The 18,113-nt window shown below is 68.6% G+C and carries 16 protein-coding genes; 10 read left to right on the top strand and 6 right to left on the bottom strand.

Annotated features, from left to right (window positions below; genetic code table 11):
* Window positions 1-16: 16 nt before the first annotated feature.
* Window positions 17-607: an isochorismatase family protein gene (locus ACFVIV_RS23310; RefSeq protein WP_379199584.1), complete on the bottom strand. Its 591-nt coding sequence runs from the start codon at window positions 605-607 to the stop codon at window positions 17-19.
* Between the two features lie 131 nt (window positions 608-738).
* Between ACFVIV_RS23310 and ACFVIV_RS23305 the strand changes: the two genes are divergently transcribed.
* From ACFVIV_RS23305 to ACFVIV_RS23295, 3 genes are all read left to right on the top strand, one after another.
* Window positions 739-1,725 carry a GlxA family transcriptional regulator gene (locus tag ACFVIV_RS23305; RefSeq protein WP_379199582.1) on the top strand — a complete coding sequence of 329 codons (987 nt, stop codon included), beginning with the start codon at window positions 739-741 and terminating at the stop codon, window positions 1,723-1,725.
* 143 nt (window positions 1,726-1,868) lie between these two features.
* Complete coding sequence (gene hrpB, locus ACFVIV_RS23300; RefSeq protein ID WP_379199580.1) at window positions 1,869-4,400, top strand: ATP-dependent helicase HrpB; 2,532 nt, start codon at window positions 1,869-1,871, stop codon at window positions 4,398-4,400.
* A gap of 36 nt (window positions 4,401-4,436) precedes the next feature.
* Window positions 4,437-4,847 carry a secondary thiamine-phosphate synthase enzyme YjbQ gene (locus ACFVIV_RS23295; RefSeq protein WP_379199578.1) on the top strand — a complete coding sequence of 137 codons (411 nt, stop codon included), beginning with the start codon at window positions 4,437-4,439 and terminating at the stop codon, window positions 4,845-4,847.
* Window positions 4,848-5,049: 202 nt separating this feature from the next.
* On the opposite strand, the gene ACFVIV_RS23290 is transcribed toward ACFVIV_RS23295, so the two are convergent.
* The gene (locus tag ACFVIV_RS23290) at window positions 5,050-5,964 is read right to left on the bottom strand and encodes an NAD-dependent epimerase/dehydratase family protein (protein ID WP_379199576.1); all 915 of its coding nucleotides are present in this window, start codon (window positions 5,962-5,964) and stop codon (window positions 5,050-5,052) included.
* Window positions 5,965-6,261: 297 nt separating this feature from the next.
* Between ACFVIV_RS23290 and ACFVIV_RS23285 the strand changes: the two genes are divergently transcribed.
* Window positions 6,262-7,137, top strand: coding sequence for a DMT family transporter (locus ACFVIV_RS23285; RefSeq protein WP_379199574.1), 876 nt, complete (start codon window positions 6,262-6,264; stop codon window positions 7,135-7,137).
* A gap of 6 nt (window positions 7,138-7,143) precedes the next feature.
* Here ACFVIV_RS23285 and ligD read toward each other — a convergent pair whose 3' ends face one another.
* Both ligD and ACFVIV_RS23275 read right to left on the bottom strand, forming a co-directional pair.
* Entirely contained in the window at window positions 7,144-8,097 is a 954-nt protein-coding gene (ligD, locus tag ACFVIV_RS23280; RefSeq protein ID WP_379199572.1) for a non-homologous end-joining DNA ligase, read from the bottom strand.
* A 31-nt stretch (window positions 8,098-8,128) separates the two neighbouring features.
* A complete protein-coding gene (locus tag ACFVIV_RS23275; RefSeq protein WP_379199570.1) occupies window positions 8,129-9,319 on the bottom strand; it encodes an AI-2E family transporter in 1,191 nt (396 codons plus the stop codon).
* A gap of 186 nt (window positions 9,320-9,505) precedes the next feature.
* Here ACFVIV_RS23275 and ACFVIV_RS23270 point away from each other — a divergent pair, with 186 nt between their 5' ends.
* The 6 genes from ACFVIV_RS23270 (at window position 9,506) to ACFVIV_RS23245 (ending at window position 15,827) form a co-directional block, all read left to right on the top strand.
* Window positions 9,506-10,165, top strand: a complete 660-nt coding sequence (locus ACFVIV_RS23270) for a phosphate uptake regulator PhoU (protein ID WP_379199569.1) — start codon at window positions 9,506-9,508, stop codon at window positions 10,163-10,165.
* A gap of 131 nt (window positions 10,166-10,296) precedes the next feature.
* Window positions 10,297-12,762: an MFS transporter gene (locus ACFVIV_RS23265; RefSeq protein WP_379199567.1), complete on the top strand. Its 2,466-nt coding sequence runs from the start codon at window positions 10,297-10,299 to the stop codon at window positions 12,760-12,762.
* Window positions 12,763-12,874: 112 nt separating this feature from the next.
* Window positions 12,875-13,753: an SGNH/GDSL hydrolase family protein gene (locus ACFVIV_RS23260; RefSeq protein WP_379199565.1), complete on the top strand. Its 879-nt coding sequence runs from the start codon at window positions 12,875-12,877 to the stop codon at window positions 13,751-13,753.
* Window positions 13,754-13,864: 111 nt separating this feature from the next.
* Window positions 13,865-14,329 (top strand): SRPBCC family protein, encoded by a 465-nt coding sequence (locus tag ACFVIV_RS23255; RefSeq protein ID WP_379199563.1) that lies wholly within the window; start codon window positions 13,865-13,867, stop codon window positions 14,327-14,329.
* A gap of 128 nt (window positions 14,330-14,457) precedes the next feature.
* Window positions 14,458-14,859: a hypothetical protein gene (locus tag ACFVIV_RS23250; protein ID WP_379199561.1), complete on the top strand. Its 402-nt coding sequence runs from the start codon at window positions 14,458-14,460 to the stop codon at window positions 14,857-14,859.
* Between the two features lie 194 nt (window positions 14,860-15,053).
* Window positions 15,054-15,827: a DUF6319 family protein gene (locus ACFVIV_RS23245; RefSeq protein WP_379199559.1), complete on the top strand. Its 774-nt coding sequence runs from the start codon at window positions 15,054-15,056 to the stop codon at window positions 15,825-15,827.
* A 13-nt stretch (window positions 15,828-15,840) separates the two neighbouring features.
* Here ACFVIV_RS23245 and ACFVIV_RS23240 read toward each other — a convergent pair whose 3' ends face one another.
* Both ACFVIV_RS23240 and ACFVIV_RS23235 read right to left on the bottom strand, forming a co-directional pair.
* Entirely contained in the window at window positions 15,841-16,278 is a 438-nt protein-coding gene (locus ACFVIV_RS23240) for a hypothetical protein (RefSeq protein ID WP_379199557.1), read from the bottom strand.
* Between the two features lie 51 nt (window positions 16,279-16,329).
* Window positions 16,330-17,850: a diguanylate cyclase domain-containing protein gene (locus ACFVIV_RS23235; protein ID WP_379199555.1), complete on the bottom strand. Its 1,521-nt coding sequence runs from the start codon at window positions 17,848-17,850 to the stop codon at window positions 16,330-16,332.
* Window positions 17,851-18,113 lie beyond the last annotated feature (263 nt).

Genomic DNA, 18,113 nt, shown 5'->3' with positions numbered 1-18,113 from the left:
GGCCGGGCGTGGGCGCTCAGTTCAGCGCGTCGGCGGACGGGACGACTACCGCGTAGAGATCGGCGATCGTGGCGAGCGCGCTGTTGTGGAGTGCCTCGGCGGAGACCTCGGCGACCGCGGTCCGCAAGGGGCGGGTGGCGCAGGCGTCGGCGACGACGGTGGGGTGGTTGCCGCGCAGGAATGCGCCCTCGGTTGTGAAGGTCACGCACATGTGGGTCATGAAACCGGCGATGATCAGGTTCTTGTTGCCCGCTTCGTCGATGCGCTCGGCGAGATCGGTGTCCACGAAACCATTGGGCACGGTCTTGACGACGACCGGTTCGCCCTCGGCCGGTGCCACCCGCGGGTGGATCTGCCCGATCTCGGCGGTGATGTCGTACGGGGTCCCCACCCCGCCGTCGTTCATGATGTGGATGATCTTCGCCCCCGCCGCGCGCGCCTTGGCGAGCAGTTCGGCGGCGGCGTCGAGGGCGGCCTTCCACCCGGTCAGCTCCATTACCCCGCGCGTGTAGGTGTTCTGGTAGTCGATCAGGACCAGCGTCGCGTCGGCCAGGGACGCCGGAGTCTGATCGAATTCGCTGAGTTCGCGCAGGGTCTGCGTGGTCATCGATGCTCTTCCTCGGAGTGTGTAGCGGATGTTCGGCACCGCTGTGAGCGGCTGTTTTCCACGCTATGACCGCGCAGCCGTGTCGGAAATGTCATGTAGCATGCAGATTCGGACATCGGGACGGAGGCGCGGTGAGCACTGTGGAGCGGCTCATCGTCGTGGTGCTCTTCGACCGGGTCGACAGCCTGGATGTGGCCGGCCCGCCGGAAGTGTTCTCGCTCTTGGAACGAGAGCTGCCCGATCCGACCGGCTATCGGGTCGTCCTGGCCGCGGCGACCATGGACCCGGTCACCACCTCCGCCGGCGTCCGCGTGCTGCCCGATACGACCTTCGCCGAAATCGCCACGCGCCCCATCGACACCCTGGTCGTGCCCGGCGCGGTCGAAGTCGACGAGCACCGCCGCGTGCGCGCGGTCACCGATCCGGACGTGGTCGACTGGGTGCGGCGGCTGGCCGGCCGGGCGCGGCGGGTGGCCTCGGTCTGCGTCGGCGCGCACACCCTCGCGGCCGCCGGACTGCTGGACGGCAGGCGGGCCACCACGCACTGGTCCGCCGCCCGCCAGCTGGCCACCGAGCACCCCGCCGTCGAGGTGGACGCCGACCCGATCTTCATCCGCGATCGAGAAGTCTGGACCGGCGCGGGAATCAGCGCCGTCCTCGATCTCATGCTGGCCCTCGTGGCCGAGGATTTCGGCGAGGCCGCGGCGCTGCGCGTGGCCCGCCAACTCGTGGTGTACCTCAAAAGACCCAGCGGCCAAAGCCAATTCAGCGTGACCCTGGAACCGGCGTCCACGACCCGCCGCATGGACGACCTGCGCCACCACATCATGCGCAATATCGCGGGCCGGCTCACCGCCGCCGATCTCGCCGAGCACGCGCACGTGAGCGAACGCCAACTCGCCCGCATCTTCAAAACCGAACTGGGCACGACCCCCGCCGCCTACATCGAATCCGCCCGCGTCGAAGTGGCCCGCAACCGCCTGGAAACCACCGACGACACCCTCGAACGCATCGCCTCCACCTGTGGTTTCAACACCACCGACACCCTCACCCGAGCCTTCCGCCGCACCCTCGACATCACCCCGACCGAATACCGCAACCGCTTCCGCATGACGTAGTGAAACAACGCCGACCGGGAACTGGTGGCGGCATTTCGCGAGAAGGCCCCGCCACCGGTTCCCGGTCGATGTCGTTTCACTGTGGTGCGGTCGTGGGGCCGGTGGACGCGGCCGGGCGGGAGGACCGGCAGACTGGGACGGCGATGAAACTGCCCGAGCTTCCTGATCTTCCCGTTCGCGCCGCCCTCGACGAAGTGTGCGAGACGCTGGCCGCGCACGGCACCGCGGTGCTGGTCGCGCCGCCGGGCACCGGCAAGACGACGCTGGTCCCGCCGGCCTTGGCCGCCGCGACGACCGGGCGCGTGGTGGTGGCCGAGCCACGGCGGTTGGCGGCGCGCGCGGCGGCCGCCCGCATGGCCGCGCTGCTCGGCGAGCAGGTGGGTGCGACCGTCGGCTATTCGGTGCGCGGCGACCGGCGGGTGAGCGCGGGCACGCGAATCGAGGTCGTCACCTCCGGTCTGCTGGTGCGGCGGCTGCAGGGCGATCCGGAACTGGCCGGGGTCGATGTGGTGGTGCTCGACGAATGCCATGAGCGGCATCTGGACGCCGATCTGCTGCTCGCCTTGCTGCTCGACGCGCGCGGTGGATTGCGGCCGGATCTGCGCGTGCTCGCCACCTCGGCGACCGTCGCCGCCGAACGGCTGGCGGATCTGCTCGGTGACGATCGGCCCGCGCCGACTCTCGAGGTCGAAGGGCGCGCGTATCCGGTGGACATCGCCTATGTGCCACCGATCAAGGGAGAGAAGGCCGAAGCGCAGGTGGCCCGTGCGACGCGGGCCGCATTGGATGGCACCACCGGCGACGTGCTGGTCTTCCTGCCGGGCGCGGCGGAGATCCGGCGGACATCGCAATTGCTTTCGGACGTACGCGATGTGGACGTGCTGCCGCTGCACGGGCGTCTCTCGGCGGCGTCCCAGGACATCGCGCTGGCGCCGGGCGCCCGTCGCCGGGTCGTATTGTCCACCGCCGTAGCCGAATCCAGTCTGACCGTGCCGGGAGTCCGCGCGGTCGTCGACTCCGGCCTGGCCCGCGTCCCGCGCACCGACCACCGCCGTGGCCTGTCCGGCTTGGCGACGGTCCGGGTCTCGGCCGCCGTCGCCGACCAGCGTGCCGGCCGCGCGGGTCGTGAAGCGCCGGGCCGGGTTTGGCGATGCTGGCCGGAATACGAGCACGCCACCCTGCCCGCCTACCCCGAACCGGAGATCCGCACCGCCGACCTGACCCGCCTGGAACTCGAACTCGCCTGCTGGGGCACCCCCGACGGCGAGGGCCTCGCCTGGTGGGACGCACCGCCCGCCGGTGCGCTGGCGGTGGGCCGAGAAGTGTTGCGCGCCTTGGGTGCTATCTCCGATGACGGTGCGGTCACCGACCGAGGTCGACGAATGGCAGCCCTCGGCCTGCACCCCCGACTCGCCCGAGCGCTACTCGACGGCGCGAGCGTGGTCGGCGCGAAGGCCGCCGCGGAGGTGGTCGCCCTCCTCGACGACGACAGCCTCGCGCCCGGCGTCGATGTAGTCGCAGCCATTCGCACCCTGCGCCGGGAACGACCCCCGCGGTGGAAACGAGAAGCCGAACGCCTCGCCCGGTTGGTCGGCAATGCGCCGCCAGGTGCGGAAACCTCGCGAGACAACGGCACTCCGACGAGCGCGAGCGCCCCGCCGGGCGCGCCGCTGGACGTCGGCGGTCCAATAGGGGGCGATGATCCGGCTTTCGTTGTCGCGCTGGCACATCCGGAGCGCATTGCCCGGCGGCGCGCGCCGGGATCGGCGAGCTACCTCATGGCCGGGGGCACGGCGGTGACTCTCCCGCCCGGTTCCGGCCTGGCCGATTCGGAGTGGCTGGCCGTCGCGGTCGCGGCGCGCGACCCGGGCCGGTCCGAGGGCCGAATCCGATTGGCTGCCAACGCCGATCTCGAATTGGCCCGCCGAGCCGCACCGAGCTTGCTCGCAACCGCCGACGAAGTGGACTGGATCGACGGTGACGTGGTGGCCCGCCGCGTGGCCCGCCTGGGCTCGATCATGCTGTCGGAGAAGCCTTTACGAGATCCGAGCCGTGAGCTGATCGCGGCCGCCCTGCGCATCGGCCTGAACTCGGCCGGCTTGGGCATGCTGCGCTGGGACGCCGATGCGACAGCATTGCGGCAACGCCTGGGCTTTCTGCACCGCACCCTCGGCGCACCCTGGCCCGCCGTCGACGACGAAGCCTTGCTCGACGACCTCGACGCTTGGCTCGGCCCCGAGCTCGGCACCGCCCGTCGCCGCGCCGACCTCGAACGCATCGACGCCGGCCAAGCCCTCCGCCGCCTCCTGCCGTGGCCCGAAGCCGTCCGCTTCGACGAACTGGCCCCCGAACGCCTGGAAGTCCCCTCCGGCAGCAGGATTCGCGTCGACTACACCGCGGATCAGCCGGTACTCGCGGTCAAGGTCCAGGAAGTCTTCGGCTGGACCGACACCCCCGCCCTGGCCGACGGCAAGGTCCCCCTCCTCCTGCACCTGCTCTCCCCGGCCCAGCGTCCGGTAGCCGTCACCGCCGATCTGTCCTCCTTCTGGCGCACCGGCTGGCCCCAGGTCCGCGCCGACCTCCGCGGCCGCTACCCCAAACACTCCTGGCCCGAAGACCCGGCCACCGTCGTCCCCCACCGCGGCACCGCCCGCCGCCTCGCCGACGGTCGCTGACGCGCCCGACGCGGCGGATGGCCGATCATGGCAGGTATGAAGAGCACGGTATTGACGGTGACGACGGGGCGGACCGAGGTCGTGCACGATCTGACTCGTGAGTGCGCCGCGTTCGCGCGGGAAGCCGGGGGCGACGGCCTGCTGCACGTGTTCGTGCCGCATGCGACGGCGGGGATCGCGATCATCGAATTGGGGGCGGGCAGCGATGACGATCTGCTGGCCGCGCTGCGGGATCTGCTGCCCGCCGATGATCGGTGGCAGCATGCGCACGGGTCGCGGGGGCACGGACGGTCGCATGTGATGCCGGCGCTGATTCCGCCGTATGCCACGGTTCCGGTCATCGACGGTGCGCTGGCGCTGGGCACCTGGCAGTCGATCGCATTCGTCGACCTCAATGTCGACAATCCGGAGCGTCAGGTGCGGCTCTCGTTCCTCTCCGATACCTGATCACAGGCGCGCCGCGCACAGCGCACTCGGTGCTGGTTCACCATCATGTCGACCACCCGACGGTCAAGTGCGTCGCTTCTCCTGCTCGATGTGCGGGATCTGGCCAGCACCCTGCGGACGTGCCCGTTCGTTGGTGCGCAAGGCTTTTCGGTGCGCTAGATCGGCCGCGCTGATCACCGGGCGGTGCGCGTAGGCGGGGGCGCTACCGGTTGTGCCGGTGCATCTGCCGCCAGGTATCGCGGACTATCTCGGTAATGCCGGAATGCTTTGGGGTCCAGCCGGTTTCGGTGGTCATGCGGGTTGGGTCGCTGACCAGGGCCGCTGGTTCGAGGGCGGCGGGGCCGTGCCGCAACGCGACCGGGCGGCCGGTCACTTGTTCCACGGCCGCGACGATGTCCAGAACGCTTGTGCCGTGGCCGGTTCCGAGGTTGTAGCGGGTCGCGGTGCCGGGTGGCGGCGCGTGATCGACGAGGGTTGTGAAGGCGGTGGCGGCGTCGCGCACGTGGAGGTAGTCGCGGACCGCTGTGCCGTCGCCGTTGACTTCGAGGATGGTGCCCGAGGCCGCGGCGGCGAGCGTGCGGGGGATCAGGCGGGTGGGGTCCGGGTCGTGGCCGCCCGCGATATTCGGCAGGCGCAGGATTGTCGCGGCGAGTGCGCCGGTGCGGGCTTGGGCTTCGATCGCCAGTTCGGCGGCCAGCTTGCTGGCCGCGTAGGGGTGGGGTGGGGCGTCGGGCAGGTCTTCGGTCATCGGCTGGCGGTCGGGGGAGCCGTAGATCGCGCAGGTGGAGGCGAAGACCAGGTGGTGTGCGCCCGCGTCCGCCATGGCGGCGAGGAGTTCGAGGGTTCCGGTGGTGTTGATCCGGAAGTAGCGGAGGGGATCGGCGAAGGATTCGCGGACGCGGGTGATGCCGGCCAGGTGGCATACCGCGTCGATGCCGGTGAGGGCGCGGCGCAGGGCCGTGCGGTCCAGGAGATCGGCCGCGCGGGTCTCGGCTGCGCCCGGGATGGGCTCGGTGTGGTTGCGCACCATGGCTATCGGGGTGTGGCCGTGCGCGGCCACGGCGGTGCGGACCGCGTGGCCGAGATAGCCGCCCGCGCCGGTGACCAGTACTCGCACGTGTTTCTCCTTCGCCGGATCGGATGATCATGCTGCCATGTGCCCGGATGGCGGTCTTCCGGCCTCGGGGTGGATTCGCCGAAACGGGGGCCGATGCTCGGGCGCGCCGGTGGTGGACTTCCGGCGGAGCGGCGGAATGGCGTGCGGGCCGCGGGGGTTCGACCTGACAATGCCGGTGGCGCGGGTGCGCCTCGGGGTGGTTGTTCATGTGCCGGGTGACATGTCACAGCAGTGGCATACGCTCCCGGGGATTGGAAGGAGTGCGGTAATGCGCTGCGGTATTAGCGGGGCCGGATCATGAGCAAGCGCGGCTGGGTGCTGTTCCTGGCGATGGGGGTCATCTGGGGTGTGCCGTACGCGATGATTCGCGTGGCGGTGGAGGATTTCGATCCGGTGGTGGTGGCGTTCGGGCGGACGCTGCTGGGCACGCTGGTGTTGTTGCCGATTGCCCTGTACACCAAGGTTTTCGCGCAGGCATTGCAACACTGGCGGTGGGTGCTGGTGTACACGCTGGTGGAGATCACCGGGCCGTGGCTGCTGATCGGCATGGCCGAGACGAAGCTGAACAGTTCGACCGTGGGGCTGTTGATCGCGGGTGTGCCGCTGGTGGCGATGGTGATCGTCACGCGCATCGGGCACGAGCGGCTGGATCCGCGGCGGATCATCGGGTTGTTCATCGGATTCGCGGGTGTGGCGGCGCTGGTGGGGCTGGATATCGATACCTCCAATCTGTGGGCCATGGCGGCCATCGGCCTGGTGGTGATCGGCTACGCCATGGGCGCCATCATCATCGACCGCAAGCTGTCGGATCTGCCGCCGATCGGGGTGGTGACGGCCTCGCTGGTCTTCGCCACCGTCATCTATCTGCCGTTCTCGGTGTGGCGCATGCCCACCCACTTCCCGGCCGATGCCACCTGGTCGGTGGTCGGTCTCGGACTGATCTGCACCGCCCTGGCCTTCGTGGTGTTCTTCGCCCTCATCAGCGAGGTCGGCGCGGCGCGCGCCACGGTGTTCACCTACATCAATCCGGCGGTCGCGCTGGTCATCGGCGTCACGCTGCTGGGTGAACCGCTCACCGCGGGCATGGCGATCGGCTTCCCGCTGGTGATCATCGGCTCGATCCTGGGCACCGCCAAGGCCAAGGCGGTGGTGAAGGAACCCGCGCCCGCCTGATCCGGGTCAGTTCTCGCGTTTGGCCCGGGCCCGGCGCTTGCCCTCGTGCATGGCCTGGACCCGGGCCACCGGAATGGTGTGCCCCTCGGCCAGCAGATCCTCGGGAAGGCGTTGCGGCTCGGGCATTTCCTGCACCCACGGGTCGCGCTCGCCGAGCAGTTTCGCGGCATTGCGGATGGTGAAATCCCCGGGCGACGCCGCACTCAGATCGGCCCAGCCCACCGGGAACGACACCGGCGTGCCCGGCCGGATGCGCGGGCTGTACGCGGCCACCACGGTCGCCCCGCCCGCGCGGGTGGAGTCGATGAACACCTTGCCGCCGCGATCCTCCCGGATGAACGCGGTGGTGGCGAGCTCGGGATCCAGGCGTTCGGCGCGCACGGCAATGGCCCGGGTGGCCGCCGCCGCATCCTCGATATCGGTCCCGGGCGCGATGGGCACGAAGACGTGAACGCCCTTGGCCCCACTGGTTTTCACCGCACCGGCCAGACCGTCGTTCGCCAATGCCGCGCGCACCAGCTCGGCGGCGCGCACCGCCTGCCGGAAGTGCTCCCCGGGCGGCGGATCCAGATCCAGCACCAGATGCGTCGGTCCCGCGCTGTAATCGGCGAGCAGCAGCGTCGTGTGATATTCGATGGCGCGCTGATTGCCGAACCACAGCAGCGTGCGCACGTCATCGCAGAGCGCGTAGGTCACTTCGCGTTTGGAGCTGTCGGCCCACATGGTCACCCGGTGCACCCAGTCCGGCGTGTATTTGGGCAGGTTCTTCTGCATGAACGGCTCCTGCCCGGGCCGCACCCGGATCACCGACAGCGGCCGGTCGGTCAGCTGCCGCACGAGCCGGTCGCCGACCGCCTCGAAATAGCCGATCAGATCCCGCTTGGTGGCGTCCGCACCGTCGAACAGCAGTGCGTCCAGATTGGTGAGCTTGACGCCGTCGCGTACCTCTTCGGTGCCCATCGCACCACCATGGCCCGCACCCGGGGCACGGTCAAGAACCCCCGGTCGCGGTGCTGCCCCGCGGCGCGGTCCCGGCGCGGCCCTTGCCCTTTCGATCCGTGCCCTTTCGCTCGTGCCGGTCGATGCGCGGATCCTCGGCGACCTCGTAGCGCTTGACGTACTCGCCGAGGAACGCCTGCAGGGTCGCGGTGGCCGGAATGGCGAGCACCGCGCCCACCGCGCCGAGCAGCGCCGCGCCGATCATGACCGCCAGCAGCGCCACCGCCGGATTCACGTCCACGGTGCGGGCGGTGATGCGCGGTTGCAGCACATAGTCCTGGATCCACTGGTAGACCACCACGAAGATGATGATCCACACCGCGTCGAGGGGATCGACGGTGAGCGCCACCAGGATCGGCAGCAGACCCGCGATATAGGTGCCCACGGTCGGCACGAACGAGGCGACCACGCCGAACCAGATGCCGAGGGCGAACGCATTGGGTATGCCGAGCAGCGCCAGGAACGCCCCGTGCGCGATGGCCGAGATGACCGCCAGCAGCGCCCGCGAGTAGAGATAGCCGCCGGTCTTGTCGATGGCCAGATCCCAGGCGTGCAGCACCGCGCCCTGCCTGGCCGGCGGCAGCAGCGAGCACAGCGTGCGCCGCAGCTTCGGCCCGTCGGCGGTCATGTAGATGCTGAACAGCGCGATGGTCAGCACCCGCGCCAGCCCGCCGAGCACGCTGCTGGACAGGCCCCAGGCATTGTCGGCGGCGCGTTCGGCGTACTGGGTGACCACATCGGAGTCCTTGAACAGCCGATCGCGCAGCTGATCCACGGTGAAGCCCTGGTTGAAGGTCTTGTTGACCCACACGATGAGCTCGTCGAGCAGCCGGGGGAGTTCGGTGGCGATATTGCCGACGGTCTCCACCGCGAGCACGCCGAGCGTGGCGATGAAGCCGACGGTGCAGGCGAACACGATGATGAACACCGCGGCGACCGCGAGCCCGCGATGCATGCCGCGCGCGGCCAGCGCGTCCACCGCCGGCTCCATGGCCAGCGAGATGAAGAAGGCGACCGTCATGATGATGCCGATGTCGATGAGCCGGTAGGCCGCCCAGTTCGCGATTTCGAAGACGCCGATCAGGACCAGCGCCAGGATCATGGCGCGGGGCAGCCAGGACGGCATGCGGCTGCCCGTGGAGGCGCTCGCCTCGTTCTGCCCGGGAACGGAGTTGTCGGCCACGAGGGTCAGTCTGCGGCACCGCCGGGAGTTTGCCCGGAATCGACGCACCGGTCGGTCTTTTGTTCCGGATTGTTCATCAGGCTGGGCGGTCGGTTAATTTCACGCGGACAGGCCGAGAAGCATTCAGGGATAAAGGTTTTGCCGCGATATTGTGCAGGTGTGGTGTCGGGCGGACAAGATATGCGGGTGCGGACGAAATTCTCCATCGAGCTCATGGCTTTGACCGATGAGCTGGCACATATGGCGCGGTTGACCCAGGAGGCGGCCGAGCGCGCTGCGGCGGCCCTCGGGGGCAGTGACCTCACCGCCGCCTACGAGGTGTTCGCGCTCGAGGAACAGGTGCAGGTCGAGCACGCCAAGTGCGAGGACCGCTCGGTCATCCTGCTCGCGTTGGAGGCGCCGGTGGCCCGGGATCTGCGGCACGTGGTGACCGCCATCCAGATTGCCGACGACTTGCTGGACATCGGTACCTCGCTGAGCCGGATCGCCGACGTCGTGGTGCGCCGGTACCCGGAATCGGTTGCACCACAGGAGATCCTCGATCAGATCGACCAGATATCGAGCGCCATAGTCGCTTTGACCGGCGAGGTGGTGAAAGTGATTGCGGCGCACAATCCGCCGCGCGACCGCGCGCTGGTCACGCGTGATGGCGGCATGGATCGCCTGCGCGCCACGGTTTCCGAGGCCGCAGCCGATCCGGGCTGGTCGCACGGGTCGGCCATGGCCATCGATATCGCTATGCTCATGCACCACTTCGGCCGCTGCACCGACCACTGCGTACGGATCGGGCAGCTCATCCGGTTCTTCCACACCGGGATTCCGCTGTACGCACAAGTGGAGGGGTAACCGCCGCAAAAGGGGACGTGCCGTCAGGGGCCCTGATCGGCACGGGTAAGCTGCCCGAATTGCTTCATGGCGAGGTCTTTTCGAGTAGCACCGCATGTCCGGACAGCCGAAATCCGACAAGGGCCCCAAACATGACGAATACCACGCAAGCGCCGCGCGTCATCCCCACCCCGGATGCCGAGGGCGGAAATGTGTTGTCGCACCGGCAAATCATGATCATCTTGTCCGGGCTGCTACTCGGGGTATTCCTGGCGGCCCTGGATCAGAACATCGTGAGCGTGGCGATCGTGCGGATCGCCAACAGCCTGCACGGATTCGATGATCAGGCCTGGGCCACCACGGCGTACCTCATCACCGCCACCATCTCCACCCCGCTGTACGGGAAGCTGGCCGATATCCACGGCCGCAAACCGTGCTACCTCATTGCCATCGGGGTGTTCGTGATCGGTTCGATCGCCTGCACCTTCGCCACCGATATGACCCAGCTCGCGGTGTTCCGCGCCGTTCAGGGCATTGGCGCGGGCGGGCTCATGTCGCTGGCGTTCACCATTATCGGCGATATCGTGCCGCCGCGTGAAAGAGTGCGCTACCAGGGCTATTTCATGATGGTCTTCGGTATCGCCACGGTGCTGGGCCCGGTGCTGGGCGGGTTCTTCTCCAATGCGGACCGACTGGTCGGCCTTGAAGGTTGGCGCTGGGTCTTCCTCGTCAACGTGCCCATCGGCCTGCTGGCCCTGCTGGTCGTCGCCAAGGTGCTGGACTTCCCCTTCCGGCGGCAGCCCCAGCGCACCGACTGGGCCGGCGCCATCACCCTCACCATCGGCACCGTCCCGCTGCTGCTGGTCGCCCAGCAGGGCCGCGAATGGGGCTGGCAGTCCGACCGCGCCCTGCTCTGCTACGGGGTCGCCGCCGCCGGGCTGGTGCTGTTCCTGCTCGCCGAATTCCTCATGAAGGACGCCGCGCTGATTCCCTTGCGGCTGTTCGGCAGCGGCAGCTTCAGCATCGCCATCCTCGGCGGAACCATTGTCGGCGTGGCCATGTTCGGCGCCATCATCCTCGTCCCGCTGTACTTCCAAGTGGTGCGCGGATATTCGCCCACCAAGGCCGGGCTGATGATGCTCCCGCTGGTGGCGGGCATCATGATCGGCGCCCAATTGGCCGGTCTGGTCACCAAATTCACCGGCCGCTACAAAGTGCTGCCCATCCTGGGATCGCTGGTCATCGCGATCGGCTCGGTGCTGTTCGCCCTCGTCGAGTACGACAGCCCGCTGTGGCAGCCGCTGGTGTACTGCGGCGTCATCGGATTCGGCCTGGGCGGCTGTATGCAGACGCTGATCATCGCCGCCCAGAACGCCAGTCCGCATGCCGATATGGGCGTCTCGACGGCCTCGGCCACCTTCTTCCGGCAGATGGGCGGCACGCTGGGCGTGGCGGTCTTCCTGACCGTCCTGTTCAACCTGTTGCCGGACCGGATCATCGACGCCTTCGGCGGCGCGCTGCCCCCGGAGTTCTCGCCCGCCCAGCTCGGCCAGATCCAGAGCAATACCAGCGGCGTCGTCGACCTGCCCCCGCATTTGCAGACGCCCATCCTGATCGGGTTCACCGACGCCATGAGCGGGGTCTTCTACGTGGCGGCCGCCGTCGCGGTGCTGGCGGCGATCGTGCTTATGTTCATGAAAGAGCTTCCGCTCCAGGAAATGCCGATGCCCGCCATGGCCGAGGCCGCGCCCGAGATCGCCTACGAACCGGAACCGGAGCCCGAACCTGAACCGGAGCCCGAGCCGGTCGCCGACGACGCCCTGCGCGTGGTCTCGCCGCGCGGTCTGTCCATCGCCGGCTGGGTGCATCGCGAGGACGGCCACGCGGTCGCCGATCCCGTGCTGACGCTGATAGACCAACGCGGACGCCAGGTTTCGCGCGCCATCGGGGACGACGAGGGCGTGTACATCATCGGTGCGCCGCGATCGGGCGCCTATGTGCTCATCGTGTCGGCCACCGGATATCAGCCCAGTGCGGTCTCCCTCACCGTCGGCAAGCGCCCGCATCAGCTGGATGTCGTTCTCACCGGGGCCGGTGAGATCTCCGGCGTGGTGCGCCTGGCGGGCCGTGGCCTGCCGCTGGCGGAGGCGACCGTCACGCTCACCGATGCGCACGGCGACGTGATCGCCGCCGCCACCACCGCGGCCGACGGCGCCTACAGCTGCCGCGGTGTCCTGGCCGGCGCCTACACCCTGGTGGCGGTCGCCGAGCACATGCGCCCGTCGGCCACCACCCTGGTGGTGCCCGAGACCGGAATGCTGTGCCACGACATCGAATTGACCCCGCGCGCCGTGCTCGCGGGATCGGCGTGCACCGATGCGGGACGGGTGATTCCGGATGCCCAGATCACCATCCTGGACGAGGAGGGCGATCTGGTCGCCATCACCCGGACCGACGACGCGGGCCGCTATCAGGTCCCCGATCTGGCCGAGGGTCGGTACACGGTCATGGCCCGCGGCTACCCGCCGGTCTTCAGCCGCGTGACGGTGGCCGACGGCGAGCTGTACCACGATGTGCTGCTCGGCTACGAGCGCGCGGAATCGGCGGACCGGGTGTGACGCAGCCCCTTTCGACACTGCGTTGGACGGTCCGGGCGGCGGCTGTTAGCTTGACCACCCGGAACTGGTCCAGAGACCAGTTCGGAATCCGGGGCCGGTCGAGGAAGCGCAGATGAGAAATTCACGGGTACTGCTGACGTCCGTGGCGATCGCGGCGGTACTGCCCGTCGGTGTCGCCCACGCCGAACCGGAGGCCGCCGGTCCGGCCTTCACCGAGTATGTGGCACTGGGCGATTCGTGGGCCGCCGACGCCACGATCACGCAGATCACCACCGAGTTCACGCCGGTGAACTGCGTCCAGAGCGCGGGCAATTTCGCCCGGCAGGTCGCCGCCGCGCTGGCCGTGCCGGAATTCCGCGACGCCTCCTGCGGCGGTGCGACCACCGCGAACATGACCGCTGAACAGCGCGGCAACGCACCGCAGTTCGACCGGCTCTCGCCCACGACCGATCTGGTGACCATCAGCATCGGCGGCAATGACGCGGGGCTGGCCGACACCGTCATGGATTGCGTGACAGTCGATCCGGCGGTGAGCCCCTGCCTGAGCACGCTCGTCTCCGGCGGCGTCGATCAGATGTCGGCCAATATCGCCACCGCCGAATCCCGCGTGGTCGCGACTGTCGAGGGCATCAAGGATCGCGCGCCCAACGCCCGCATCCTGCTGCTCGACTACTTCGAAGCCGTCGATCTCGACGGCGGCTGCTTTCCCGAGATCCCCATCTCGGATGCCGACGCCATCTGGCTGGGCGCCAAACTGCTCGAGCTGCACCACATGCTGGCCCGGGTCGCCGCCACCACGGGCGTGGACTTCGTGGACACCTACAGCGGCAGTCACGGCCACGACGCCTGCCAACCCGTCGGCGTCCGCTGGGTGGAGGGCCTGATCCCGTTCTCCGGCCACCCGGTCGGCCCGGCGGTGCCCTTCCACCCCAATCAGCTCGGCGCGGACTATCAGGCCCGGCGGGTGCTCGAAACGCTGGGCGTACGCTGAGATTCGCTGCGCTGCGCCCGTTTCCGAGCCCTGATACAGTGCTGTAAATTTCGACTGTTGGATCTTGCCGCGAATGCTCGGCGGTCGCGGCGGGGGGATGGGAGACGGGCCATGGTGCACATTCATCATCGCGGGGAGGCGGCGGTCCCGGCCGACTTCGCCTTCGCGTACATGGCGGACATGTCGAACTGGAAGGACTTCGTCTACGGCCTGCAGAGCTTCACGCTGGTCGGGGATGTGCCGCACCGGCAGGTGGGTGCGCTGTACGAGGGCGCCATGAAGCTCGGGGTGGTGCTGAAGGCCACCGTCGAGCTCACCGAGTACGTGGAGAACGAGGTGTTCGCCAGCGAGTCGGTGTCCGGTTTCAGCAATCAATCCCGTTGGCGGTTCGAGGCTCTGGGGCCCGAGCGCGGGGCGGTCACCGTGGACGTGTGGTACCAGCTGCCGGGCGGGCTCGCGGGCAAGGCGCTGGGCAAGGCCATCGAGCCGTTCATCTCGATCGCCATCAAGCACACCGAGGCGAAGCTGGTGCACATTCTGGAGGAGCTGTACCGGCAATCGAAAGTGGACGCCTGACGGCGTGTCACGCGACACGCAAGTCGTGTCATGTGACGACACGCGGTCGTGGTGGGGTACTCTGCGCGCAGCTAACGAATGGCAACGGTGTTGCGGGGGGCGGAAGTGCGCGGTGGAAAGGGAGATTCGTGATCGCCCCCTACCTGAGGCTTGTCGGTGTCGTCGGCGGGGCCCTCGTCTGCGGGGCCGCGGCCCTGCTGTCCGGCTGTAGCCGGGCGGGGGACCCGGCGCCCGAACTCGACACCGCGGATATGCCGGAAATGCAGCGCAGCGCCTTCGTCACCGCCTGCGGCGGCACCTCGGCGGGCTGGCAGGCCGCCGGGGTGGTGAGCAATCGGGACGCGGTCGAACATCGCTATCTGGTCGTGGTGAGCTTCCTGACGCCGGAATCGGCGGTGCTGGAGCGCACCAGCACCGAAGTGGTGGTGCCGCCGGGCGCGACGCAGGGTTTCGTCACCGAGACCCGGCTCGATCCGGTGACCCGGCCCGAGACCGTCCAGTGTGTGCTGCGCGGAGTGGAACAACTATAAAGTTGCGCGAGAGTGGCGGTGTGGGCCTACGATCGGAGCCGCCGGCCATGCTCCGTGGGCCGCACGAATCGAATGGCTGAACGTTCGCTGACCTGTGCGGCGAGGGTGGTGCGCAATCTCCGGATGTGGATTTGTCGGTGCCATGGGGCATGCTCTGTGCACGCAGATGTCCAACCGTCCGCTCGGAGAGCCCCATGTCGTCCCGTACCACCAAGCCACAGCCGTTGTCGGAGACCGAGATTCGGCATATCGCCGCGGAAATCGACGCGGGCAAACCGCCGATGGTGTGGTTCACGGCGGCGGCGGTCGGCGTACCGGAAGGCCGTTCCGGCAAGGTGATCTCGCTCGGCGATCCGTCCGAGGGTGATTTCCTGCAGGTGAAGCCGACCGGTTCGAAGGATGTGCTGTCGTTCGGCCCCACCGAGGTGACCCTGACCAAACCGGCCCGGAAAGACGCGGCCGGTGCGACGAAACCGAAAACGGCAACCAGGAAGGACTCCACAGTGACGATGCCGTCGCCCGTGACCGCCCCGCCGAGTGTCCCGATTGCGCCGCCGCCCGCCCCGGCGCCGAAAGCCGAGGCGCCCCAAGCCCCCAGCGCGCCCGAGCCCGCCGCGGCGAATGCGGACAAGCCCGCGGCCAAGGGCGGCTCCCGGCCCGCGCGCAATGCGGCCGCGGCCGGCGCCGCGGCGCGCAAGCCCAAGGCGCCCGAGGTCACCGTCACCCTCAGCGGCACCGCCGACGGCGAGTGGACCCTGGATGTGGTGAACGGCAAGAAGCGCACCATCAAGGGGCTGTCCGTGCCGAGTTCGGCGGTCTCGCAGGCGGCCAAGATCCTGCACCCGGAGGTCGCCGAGGTGGTGGATTCGATTCTGGAGGCGGTGCGCGAGCAGCAGCGCGCCAAGGTCGAGCAGCTCCAGGCGGAGCTCGAGAATGCCCGTCGGCTACTCGACGACTTGGCGGGCTGAACTCTAGTTGCGCTCAGCGGCAGGTGATTCCGTCACCGGTGCGCTCCAGCCCCTCCGGGCAGGCGGGGAGCGGACCGGGCCGGAATCCCAGCGCGCGCATGAGCTGTTCGATGCCGCCGGCAATGGCGGGACCCATCTGGGCGACCCGGTTGCCGAAATTGGCCGATCCGGAGCCGGGCACACCGCCGCCGGAACCGCTTCCGCCCGAACCGGTTCCGCCGGCGCCCGATCCCGAGGCCGATCCGGTCACGAGATTCTGCACCGAACCGGTATCGGCGGACAACGAGGCGGAACCGGTGCCGTCGACACCGACAACGTCCTCGGCGCCCACCGGCGTGGTGACGTCGGTGGTGATGGCGGGTTCCAGGGGAATGGCAAGTGCCGTACCGGCCGAGCCGAGAGTTAATGCGGCCGCGCAGGCAACAGTGGCGGCGGCGGTACGCGATGACACAGAGAACTGCATATTTACCCGAATATCCGTGCGGTGACAGAGATTATGACGTCAGACCGCGGACTCCCGGTGCCACGTGCGCGGTCCGGACTCCGGGTGGCCATGCCTGACATCGGCATGGAAAACGTACCCCAGGGAATATTCCTTCGCATGGTACATAGCCGAATCGGCTTCTCGCAGAAGCTCATAGACGGTGGTATCCGCGCCGCGCGGGCCGCTGCAAGCGATTCCGATACTGGCCGCGATGCGCACCTCGGCGGCGCTGAGTTCGAAGGGCTCACCCAGCGCCGCCAATAGTCGTTCGGCCAGCAGCAGGGCCTGCTGGCGGCCCAGCGGGGCGAGCACCACGAATTCGTCGCCGCCGTAGCGGGCGGCCGCGTCGTCGCGGCGGATGATGCGGCGAATCCGGGCCGCGGCATTGGCGATCAGCTCATCGCCCACCGCGTGCCCGTAGTTGTCGTTGACCCGCTTGAAGCCGTCCAGATCGATGAACAGCAGCGCCAGCTGCTGATCGCCCCAGCGGTCCCGATTACGGTGCAGCGCCCGCAGCAGGGCGGCGCGGTTCAGCAGTCCGGTGAGCATGTCGTGGTCTGCCTGATACTGCGCGCGCCGCTCGCTGCGGGCGCTGCGTTCGATGGCGCGTTCGGAGCGTAGGAGCACGCCGCCGAGCAGCAGGGCGAACAGCGAGGACACCACCACGCGGTCCATCATGTCCAGGCTGGAGCCCACCACCGGCACCAGCGAGGCCACGATCATGACAATGGCGATGATGCTGGCGCGCTGGCGCGAGCGGTGCGCGTGGATATCGCGCGGGCCGCCCAGCACCACCATGCTCGGATGCAGTGCCGCCGCGCCGATCAGCGTGTAGGCGAGCTGCAGTGGCATGAGCAGGATCTGGCGGCCCAGCTCGGCCGAGCCGGCGGTTTCCAGGGAATAGCCGAGATCGCCGGCCAGGATGACGAGCATGGCCAGATACACCAGCCGCAGCGAGGTCTCCGAGCGGGCGGAGGTCACCACCGAATGCGCGATCACGGTGAGCAGCAGGGCGTCCACCACGGGATAGGTGACGGCCGTGACGGTGGTGAAGTTCAGGCCCGGCGCCTTGTGCAGAATGGGCGAGATGAGGAAGGTCCACGACAGCAATAGCGCGCCGAGCCCGATGAGGCCGGAGTCGAGCAGCAGATCGTGGTCGGTGCTGTTCTGCCGGGGCCGCAGCCAGAGCACGGCGGCGGCGCCGATGCAGCAGTAGCCGCTGAGGGTGAACAGATCGTCGAAGGGATGGTGCTGCGAGTCGGTGATATCGCGCAGCGCGGTGCCGATGGTGAACTGCACCGCCGAGGCCGACAGCAGATACCAGGGCAACGGGTGGCCGGGCCGGTAGCGGTGCACGCCCACGCCGATCATGACCAGGCTGATGGTGACCGTCCCGAACAGGGTGACCAGCGCCAGCATGCGGGAGTCGATGACCAGTGGCAGGGAGAGGATGACTATGCCGCAGCCGAACAACAGGCTGCGCCAGCAGATTCTGCGATGCCGTCCGGACTGACCGGCCGGTTCTACGTCTGTACCCACCCGCCCCCCTTTGTCCGCTCCGTCCCCAGTGACCGTGCCGCCTTCGTCGCTACCTCATCAACCACGAATACACGACCGCCGGCTCACCGAGCAGAGCTCGAAGGGCATCGGTGATCGTGAACCGAGTATTGCTGTACGAGCATAGGTCCCGCAGAATCCGCGGCCACTCGAATAAACGCGCCGTCGAGATCTGGGCAACCGAATCGATCATGACACGAAATGCCGCAGTTCGTAGGGGAGTTGAGCGAACCCGCAGGATCGCT

Source organism: Nocardia sp. NPDC127526, assembly GCF_042672265.1.
GTDB lineage: Bacteria > Actinomycetota > Actinomycetes > Mycobacteriales > Mycobacteriaceae > Nocardia.
The sequence above is the reverse complement of the archived record's forward strand: the minus strand, read 5'-3'. Positions and strand labels throughout refer to the sequence as shown.